Genomic DNA, 9,474 nt, shown 5'->3' on the forward strand with positions numbered 1-9,474 from the left:
GTAAAAATAGGTTCAAAAATGAGCATTATTTTTCCCACTTATTCAGAAAAAAAGGCACTATCCAAATCCAAACAGAATAAGTTTTGTATTTGGTGAATAGTGACAAATTGTGAAAGGAAAAGAATGAGAAAATTAGCACTTAGTGACGAAATATTACTCGGTGTTGACAAAGCAGCCCGCTACATCGGCGGGGAGGTCAACTCTGTGATGAAAAATTTAGACGGGATAGATGTCCGTGTGGCGTTTTGTTTTCCGGATGTCTGCGAAATGCTGTTTCCATCTAAACGCATTTACATCATATAGTGCTATGTAGTATCATCCAGTACATGATATTGTGTGTCATTTGATACCATTTAACACTAGATAACACTCAATAACACACGGAACCAACAATTTTTTTGAACACCAAATGTGACAGTTTCAAGGTTGATTTTTGTCCCCTTCATTGATCTTTTGGTACTACTTAGTGATATTTGGTGTCATATAATAGCTTTCTCTGTCAGGCGCTGCTATCTAATGCCATTTAGTTCCATTTGATATTATTTCATAAATCAGCTTTCAAACACCATCCCCTTCAAACCACAAAAAATCATCTTGTAAAGAACCCCTATTAATGTTAAGATAAAATCACATAAAAAGTCTATTATCGTTCTAAGTATAAGGACGAATGGAGGTGACTACACCCATGGCAACTGAAAACAGCATACAAGACAGTGAATTAGAAGCACGGTATGATAAATACAAAGGGATTATCAAGAATTTCACCCTTATGAGTGATATTTTTATGAGAAACGTATTCAAGCAAAGAGAATGCTTGGAATATGTTCTGCAGGTTATTATGGAAAAACAGGATCTGCGTGTAATTGATCAGATAATTCAGAAGGACTATAAAAATATGCAGGGCCGGTCAGCAGTAATGGACTGCGTTGCCAGAGACTCTGAAGGCAAACAGTTTGATGTAGAAATCCAGCAGGATAATGAAGGCGCGTCTCCAAAGAGAGCCCGTTATCATAGTGGCCTAATGGATATGAACACCTTAAATCCTGGTCAGGATTTCGATGAGTTGCCGGAAAGCTATGTAATTTTTATTACCAGAGATGATATCCTTGGATATGGACTTCCGATTTACCATATTGACAGACAGATCAAGGAGATTAACAAAGCATTCCAGGATGAAGCACATATCATATATGTAAATTCCAGGAAGCAGGACGATACAGAACTTGGAAGGCTTATGCATGATCTGCATTGTAAAAGAGCAGATGAAATGCACAGTCCGGTTCTTGCAAAAAGGGTACATGAATTGAAAGAGACACAGAAAGGGGTTGAGCTTATGTGCCATGAAATGGAGAAAATTTATAGCGAGGGAATGGAAAGCGGCGAGAAGCGCGGTATAGAAAAAGGTGAACTCAAAGCCAAGAGGGAAACAGCTCTTTCTATGGCCGAAGAAGGTATGGATGTTAAGCAAATTGCCCGCCTAATTAAAGTAAACGAAAAAGATGTCCAGAAATGGATTGATGAAACTTTGTGTGTAACAAAATAACTGAAAAATCATTATAAAAGGGCAGGTCTGATTAGGCTTGCCTTTTTACAATATTGTATATTTAGCATTTTCAAAAAGATGAAATATCAAATATGGGAAATAGATCTGTTCGAAAAAATACTTTCTTTGTCTATAATTTGTGATTTTTGGTGTTTTATTTCGTATTATTTTTAAGAGTTAAAGTTTGGTGTAGAAAACCAACAAGATAATGAGGGCGCATCCCCGAAACGAGCTCGTTATCATAGCGGCCTGATGAATAAATCCCGGTCAGGACTTCGATGAGCTGCCAGAAAGCTACGTGATTTTTATTACCAGAGATAATATCCTTGGATATGGACTTCCGATTTACCATATTGACAGACAAATCAAGGAGATTAATAAAGCATTCCAGGATGAAGTACATATCATTTATGTGAATTCCAGGAAACAGGACGATACAGAACTTGGAAGGCTTATGCACGATCTGCATTGTAAAAGAGCAGATAAAATGCACAGTCCTGCTCTTGCAAAAAGGGGTACATGAATTGAAAGAAACACAGAAAGGGATTGAGCTTATGTGCCATGAAATGGAGAAAATTTATAGCGCGGGAATGGAAAGTGGCGAGAAGCGTGGTGAATTAAAGACCCAAAAGGAAACAGTTCTTTTTATGGCAGAAGAGGGAATGGATGTTAAGCAAATTGTACGCCTAGTTAAGGTAACTGAAAAAGAAGTCCAGAAATGGATTGATGAAAGTTTATGTGTAATGAAATAACTGAAAATTATTATAGAGGGGCGGGTCTATTTAGACTTGCCCTTTTTCCCAAACTATGAGATTACTCCTACCGAAAATTTTTTGAAAATGCATATTATAATATACTATCAACAACATCGCATTATTTTAACAAAAGTAGAAGAGTATGGACTTAAAACAAGAATTACAAAAAATTGGGATTTTTTTGAATGATGCTGTAATTGATTATATCAATCAATATTGCGATAACGAAATTGTTCGTGCCAAAGAAAAGCAAAGAGAAAAAGATATTTCCAGTGCTGTTTGTGCCTTTGTGGAGCTGAAAAGGACTGATAGCGAAATCTATCAATTACTAAATAAACATTTTTGTGTCGAAAATATTTCTGAAGCACAAGATTATATAAAAAACGCTCGTATTCATATACAAATTATAAATCTAAGAATTTATTGCACAGAACATGGAATGACATTAGCAGAATTTCGCCAATATGCAAAAGATCATACGCTTGAAAAAAAGCTTGAATCAACTTCAAAATTACGAGAAATGTCACCAGAAAAGCTAAAAGCATACTTAGAAAAGATTTGAATCTTAATAGACAAGTATTCGATATTTATTTCAAAAATGGGAGGGGGACAATGGAAATAAACGGAGTTACCATACAACCGTAATTTCTGAGGACAATAACAGCTCAGAGGATTTGGTTGTATTACGATGCGAAGAGAGTATTGATGTTCAGCCTCTTTATTTGGTTAGTGCAGAACTAGATGTTTTTGACGAATTACAAATGGTTGGATATGGTAAAAGTTTTGGCTTTGAAAAAAGGTGGATACAATTAAAAAATACTAATCTTTTAAAAAAACCTAATAAAAATATGATCTTAGATACAATAGATTCTGCTGCCATGGATTATGAAGGTTTTTCGGGAAGTCTCATAGCTGATTATAATAATTGTATTGTGGGAATTGCAAACATGCAAAATGTTGAAAAAGGAAAAGCTAATTCGTTACTGGGAATTAGCGTAAAAAATCGAAAAAAGTTTTTTGAAAATAATAATATTCCAGTATATGATCGGGCAGCATTATTAAATGTACGTTGTGAGGAAACAAAAGCAAAAGCTTTTCAAAATGGTATTGATCAAAATGTATATTTAAAAAATAAACAACTAGAAAACGATACTAATTCAAGAAACATTGAAGAGAATACAAATCCTTTACTAAATATGAGTAATGTATATTCTGAAGATTATAATTGGAATATTAAATATACAAGGATAGAAGGGTTATTGGGAAATTCTAATAAACGTAGAAAAGAAAGAAAAGAGTTAACCAAGCAATGGGCCAAAGAATTTGAGCAGTATCCCGGATGGCTTATAGTTCCAGCAGATTTCAGGCAACAGGTAAAAAGTTATACCAATGGAAAAGAACTTTTACAATGTAGCGAAAAAGAATTAGAATCTAATCTTGACTACTGTAATGAATTACTGGATTTTGCTTATGAATATACAAGGAGATATAAAAAATCTTGTTTGCCTTTAGATAAAAATATTGAGAATAACTTATATAAAATATGGGATACTTTAAATTCTCACTCGGATTTGAAAGAGAAAAACAAGAATAAATGGTTTACAGTAGGGTTATATTTACTTGAAAACTATAGACAAAATATGGATGAAGAAAAGTGGAACAGCATTTGTGACCTGCTTAAACCTTGCACAAATTTTATAGTTGATGGCAAATATTATTTGAAACTTGAAGAAATTCTTATGAATTTATTCAAAATGGATCTGGAAAAAGTTCAGCTAGAACTGGTATCATGCTCTTTAGAAGAAATGCCTTATGAGGTACGCTTAAGATTCATTGGCGTAATGACTGAATGTGGTCTTAATGAGGAAGCACTGAAAGCAGTAGAAGAACTTACCAACGATATACAAAAGAATAATAATGAAATAGCAGAGAGCAGCCCCAAAAACGTATATTTGAAGTCTCTGCTGGTATGTGCATTGTATTTAAAAGAACATTTAATATTTTGTATAAATCCATATAAGGAAGAAACCAGAAAAAAATGCAATGAAATTAATAATGAGATTTCTAAATATAAAAAGTATTATAACTGGGATAAAGAAAAAATTCTGTTTACAGACGGTGCATTAACCTGGTTAAAAAAGGAATCTCCAGAACCGGAATTTGAGTTAAATCGGGAATCCATTACTTTGGTTAGATCTGAGAACAATTGTTGGGAGGCATATTCTGTTTTTAAAAGCATTGAATATAGTGGATTTCCATTATATCTTCGAAGTAAAAGTTTACTGAATAATCAGCAGGATATTTTAGTAAAAAGCTTGCTATCTTACTATCCTCAATATACATGGCAGCTTTTACTTCGTCTTGGAAAAACAGATGTGGTAAAAAAATGTATTACAAGAGAATATTTACGATCCGAGAATAGAGAAGAAATCGATGAACTTTTTGAATATGTATATAATGCGATAATGAATAATATAGGAAAAGTTCAGAAATATGATCCATGGTATGATCAAAATGTTTATACCTCTATTGTAGAATCCGGAATTCCTATATTAGAAAGAATGTGTGCTGTATTGGATTCTGTGCAGCAGGGAAAAATGATAGACTTGATGATCCAATTGATTGGAGAAAATGCGGTGAAAGATCAAAGATTATTAAATAAATTCATTTCCTCTGTTATGAATCAAACCGCAGATTATATTAAAAGAACTAAAATAAATGCATTATTAACCTGCTCAATGAAAGAGAGAGAAAATATACTTGGAGTAGTACAGCTTGATCCTTTTGATGTGTTTACAGAGTATGAATTATCAAATCCATTATATAGAAAAGCTCATCTTGAACCCCGAATTATTAAAGCAATATTTAATATAGGAAAACAACAGAAAATAAATCGAACCTCCGTATTGGCCAGAATGGGGCAGTTATATACATGGGGAAAATTAACCAGAGAACAAGAAGTTGCCTTTGGAGAATTATTATGGAGTAAACTTAATGAAGATACGCAGTTGCCAGATCTAGAGCAATATTATTTTTTTGTATTTATGAAATGGCCACATCCAGAAGAAATAGATCCCTTAGAAAGAATAAAAAAGAGTTTTATCAGTGAAAAAGTATCTTCAAAATGGAAAGAGGATATAAGAGGCAGGAATTTTACTGAAATATCATATTGGGAACAACTGGCGGTTTGGAATAGGTACTATGTAGATGAATGGTCTGCGAAAGAAAAAGAATGGTTTTTGGAACTGTTCATCGGCTGTTGTTCAGATATGGTAAAATATTGGAAAGAAAGCAAATACGATTTTCAATTTACTTTTTCAAAATGGCATATGAAAATGATGATTCGTGCGATTGCATCTTTTGGCAGAAATGGATGGAAGGGAACTAATCCGGTTCAGTCAAAAAAACTATGTACTCTGCTAAAAGAATTCTATGACGAAGGAATTTATTCATGGGAAGTGGAAGCAATGTTTCTTGCAGATGAAAAAGTTCCAGCCTTTATGAACGAAATGTTGGAACTAATGTATGAAACTGAATCAGATATGGTATTTTCAGCTACAATGGCAGTTGAAAAGTGTCTGGAAACAATTATGGATCAGCAATTAAAAGAAAATACCCTGCTGGAATTGTTTAATTTAATTAAAGCACGAAAAGAACCCGGATTGGAGTATTTCTTGATGATTATACATAATATTTTTTACCGAACAAATTCGCGTTTTCCCTCCAAAATCATGAAAGGAGTTTCACAAGTACTTAGGTTAGTAGAAAAATATACGCGAATCAATTTTCAAACTTCGACGCAAGAAGAGTTTAAAGAAAATATTAAAGTTAGAAAGCAATGTGCTACTCTTGCATTCTTGGTATATCGTTTTGAAAATACATTTTATGAAGGCCAGCATTGCCCCGAAGTAGAAGAGTGGAGAGATATATGCACTGGTGAGAAATCAGAAAATGAATTTGCAGAAGTAAAAAATTGTTGGTTACTTCCTGAACTGTAAGTATGTAAATGAATTGTTGGGAAATATCTATCATCCAACGCAGTCTGTACCAAATCTATCTGAGGGGGGATATGGTGAAATATTATGGAATAAAAGAAAAGTTAAAAAAGGAAGAAATCTTATATAGGTATTCGAAAACAAGAGCAAAAATATATAGTATTCTCCCTGGTACAAAACATGAATTTTGGAAGAGGAACTACGAATATATATATTGTAAACAAATGCACTTACGAAATCGTGATAATTCACTGCCTAATGGTCATAAACTTGACCTTCATTCAATTATTGTAGCTGATCTGATTCGGCGAGAAGATATAAAACAATTACAAAAAGGACTTAAAAAGTTATTGTTAAAACAAAGATCCGGGAAAATTATTAATGCCTTTACTACTGGATTAGACGAACTTTGTAATAAAATAGAACAAATGGATTCAACTTTGCCATCCTGGTGCCTTCAGGAAGAATGCGGCGCATTTGAATTTAAATGTTACCCATTAATGGAAGATGTTGACTTTTTTTCATTAAGTATTCGGTGCTGATAATGTCATATCGGCTGTTATGCACGCTGATGAAATCAATGTAGCGGCAACCGAGGAACTTGGAAAAGAGGTTTACCACTATCATCTTCACGCTATGGTTTTGCCTGTGGTGGAGAAAGAAATCCTATGGAGCAAGCGTTGCAAAGATGAAAAACTGCGAGGAACGGTTAAGGAAGTTGTTCATCAAGTCAGCCATTCAAAGAAATGGAAATCGGATATTCCGCTGACCGACGAAAAAGGCAATCCGCTTCTCAGAAAGAACGGAAAACCGATGTTCCGAGCTTCATACAGTATTCTGCAAGATGAATTGTTTAACCATATGACGGAGCAAGGCTTCAAAGGCTTTCAGCGTGGCGAATACGGAAGTACAGCAGAACACCTGACTTCCCTGCAATATCAAATCAAGCAGGACAAGGAACGCTTGGAGAAGTTGCAGAAGCGCATTCAGCGTGAGCAGATAAAATATGAGCCTGCCCGTAATGTTTCTAAAACCTATAACGAGATTGACCGTATGGGGCAGAAAACAATCACAGGTAAAATGGCAATCTCCAAAGAGGATTATTCTGAGCTTACTGCCCTTGCCAAAGAGGGCATTACAAGTCGTGCGGAAATTAGCGAATTAGAACAGAGTGCCAACTATTACCGACAGAAATATTTTGACTGTGCAAACGCACTCGAAAGAATGAAAACTAAATACAACGAACTGAAAGAAAAGTGCAGACCTTTTCTTCAAGCGTTGGAGCATTTCCCCGAAGTTGCTAAACTTTTTACCGAAAAAGTGAAGCAACTTTTTTCTTTTAAGGAAGCACAGGAACGAGCCGAAAAAGAAGCAAGGGAAAAAGAACGACAGGAGCGTATCAAGGCTCGAAGAAACAAGCGTGGTATGGAAAGATAACCATTTCCATTATACTCACGACTTAATGACTTCTTGATATATTGAAAATCTGCGGTTACTGGGTGCTCTAATGTGAATGCCCAGCAATCAAATTTTATGAAAGAGAGGAACTGACTATATGAAAGAACAGAAATATTCTTATTCACAGCGAATTGGAAAGACAACATTCATCGTAAATGTAAAGCAGTCCGAAAGTGCCAAAAAGCCTTTGAATACGGTGTTTCAGGACATCTGCAAGCACGAGGTTTTGGGCGGCTTTTTTACGGACAAATCGTTTAATTTAGAAAATCCACAAAAAGTATCTTGACAAACTCGACCCCGAAGGAACAGGATATCGTGCAAAGTCCAGATTTGCACGGTTTTATAATATCCCGGAACTGATGAATATGTTCAAGGAGATTGCAGATATCAAGACTTCCGATCAGTTAAAGCTTCCTGTGCCGGAAGCAGAATATGAAACAGTGGTGCTGAAACCAACGGAACAGCAGAAAGAAATCGTAGAAAGCCTTGGAGAACGTGCGGAAGTTGTCAGAAATGGCGGAGTAGATGCCGCGGTTGATAATATGCTGAAAATCACCAATGATGGAAGAAAGTTAGCATTGGATCAGCGTTTAGTGAACGAATTATTGCCAGACAATCCGGAAAGCAAGATATCAGTCTGTGCAGAGAAAAGCTATGAAATCTGGAAAGACACAGCAGCACAGAAATCAGCACAATTGATTTTCTGTGATTTGAGTACACCGAAAGGCGATGGCAGTTTTAATGTCTACGACGACCTGAAACGGAAACTGATGGAAAAAGGAGTGCCGGAAAAAGAGATTGCTTTTATTCATGATGCAAATACAGAAGCAAAGAAGACGGAGCTGTTTGGAAAAGTGAAATCCGGACAGGTTCGTTTTTTGATTGGTTCTACAGCAAAGATGGGTGCAGGAACCAATGTGCAGGATCGTCTGATTGCGTTGCATCATCTGGATATTGGCTGGAAACCATCTGACTTGGAACAGAGGGAAGGACGTATTATCCGTCAGGGAAACCATAATAAAAAGGTTCATATCTTCCGGTATGTAACTGAATCCACATTTGACAGCTACATGTGGCAGTTGATTGAGAACAAGCAGAAATTCATTTCTCAGATTATGACCAGCAAAGCACCTGTGCGAAGCTGTGAAGATGTAGACGAAGCGGCACTTTCCTATGCAGAGGTCAAAGCTCTTGCAACCGGAAATCCGGCAGTAAAAGAGAAGATGGCATTGGATGTTGATGTGGCAAAATTAAAACTTTTAAAAGCCAACCACATGAATAACCAGTATCGACTGGAAGATGATATTGCAAGGAATTTTCCACAACAGATTGCAAAACTGACAGAGATCATTGACAGCTACAAGGCAGACATCGCTCATTTTTCTGAGTACAAAATCACAGATCCAGAGCAGTTTTCTATGGAAATCAGTGGCAAAGTGTTCACAGAAAAGAAAGAGGCAGGAGCGGCTCTTCTGGCGGTCTGCAAAGAAATTAAATCTGTGGATGCAGCTATGGATATTGGAAGCTATCAGGGATTTAACATGAGAATCCAATTCGACAGTTGGAGCAAAGAGTTTATCCTGTCTGTAAAGCATGAATCGGTAGCTAAAGTTCGATTGGGAGCCGATGCTCTAGGAAATATCACTTGTTGATTGTCAAGTAAAATTGACCCACTTTTACGTTTAATTTTGACCCACCTGAATTCAGAAATCACCTGATTTTC

Annotated in this window: 8 protein-coding genes and 1 pseudogene; all 9 read left to right on the plus strand. The window is 35.8% G+C overall.

Annotation, left to right across the window (positions count from 1 at the left end; genetic code table 11):
* Window positions 1-685: 685 nt before the first annotated feature.
* On the plus strand, window positions 686-1,543 hold the full coding sequence (locus tag I2D69_RS18950; protein ID WP_173719637.1) for an Rpn family recombination-promoting nuclease/putative transposase: 858 nt from the start codon (window positions 686-688) through the stop codon (window positions 1,541-1,543).
* 298 nt (window positions 1,544-1,841) lie between these two features.
* Complete coding sequence (locus I2D69_RS20350; protein WP_227199223.1) at window positions 1,842-2,066, plus strand: hypothetical protein; 225 nt, start codon at window positions 1,842-1,844, stop codon at window positions 2,064-2,066.
* A gap of 1 nt (window position 2,067) precedes the next feature.
* A complete protein-coding gene (locus tag I2D69_RS20355) occupies window positions 2,068-2,295 on the plus strand; it encodes a hypothetical protein (RefSeq protein WP_227199222.1) in 228 nt (75 codons plus the stop codon).
* A 145-nt stretch (window positions 2,296-2,440) separates the two neighbouring features.
* Window positions 2,441-2,860 (plus strand): hypothetical protein, encoded by a 420-nt coding sequence (locus I2D69_RS18960; protein ID WP_173719638.1) that lies wholly within the window; start codon window positions 2,441-2,443, stop codon window positions 2,858-2,860.
* A 112-nt stretch (window positions 2,861-2,972) separates the two neighbouring features.
* Window positions 2,973-6,296 carry a hypothetical protein gene (locus I2D69_RS18965; RefSeq protein ID WP_177387339.1) on the plus strand — a complete coding sequence of 1,108 codons (3,324 nt, stop codon included), beginning with the start codon at window positions 2,973-2,975 and terminating at the stop codon, window positions 6,294-6,296.
* A 71-nt stretch (window positions 6,297-6,367) separates the two neighbouring features.
* Window positions 6,368-6,835, plus strand: a complete 468-nt coding sequence (locus I2D69_RS18970) for a hypothetical protein (RefSeq protein ID WP_173719641.1) — start codon at window positions 6,368-6,370, stop codon at window positions 6,833-6,835.
* Window positions 6,836-6,854: 19 nt separating this feature from the next.
* Entirely contained in the window at window positions 6,855-7,730 is an 876-nt protein-coding gene (locus I2D69_RS18975; protein ID WP_237926036.1) for a plasmid recombination protein, read from the plus strand.
* A gap of 118 nt (window positions 7,731-7,848) precedes the next feature.
* Window positions 7,849-8,037 (plus strand): transposase, encoded by a 189-nt coding sequence (locus I2D69_RS18980; RefSeq protein WP_055228440.1) that lies wholly within the window; start codon window positions 7,849-7,851, stop codon window positions 8,035-8,037.
* A 1-nt stretch (window position 8,038) separates the two neighbouring features.
* Window positions 8,039-9,397: pseudogene (locus tag I2D69_RS18985) on the plus strand (helicase-related protein); the annotation flags it as partial.
* Window positions 9,398-9,474 lie beyond the last annotated feature (77 nt).

The sequence above is a fragment of the Ruminococcus sp. D54t1_190329_F1 genome (assembly GCF_015551645.1).
Lineage (GTDB): Bacteria > Bacillota > Clostridia > Lachnospirales > Lachnospiraceae > Blautia_A > Blautia_A faecis.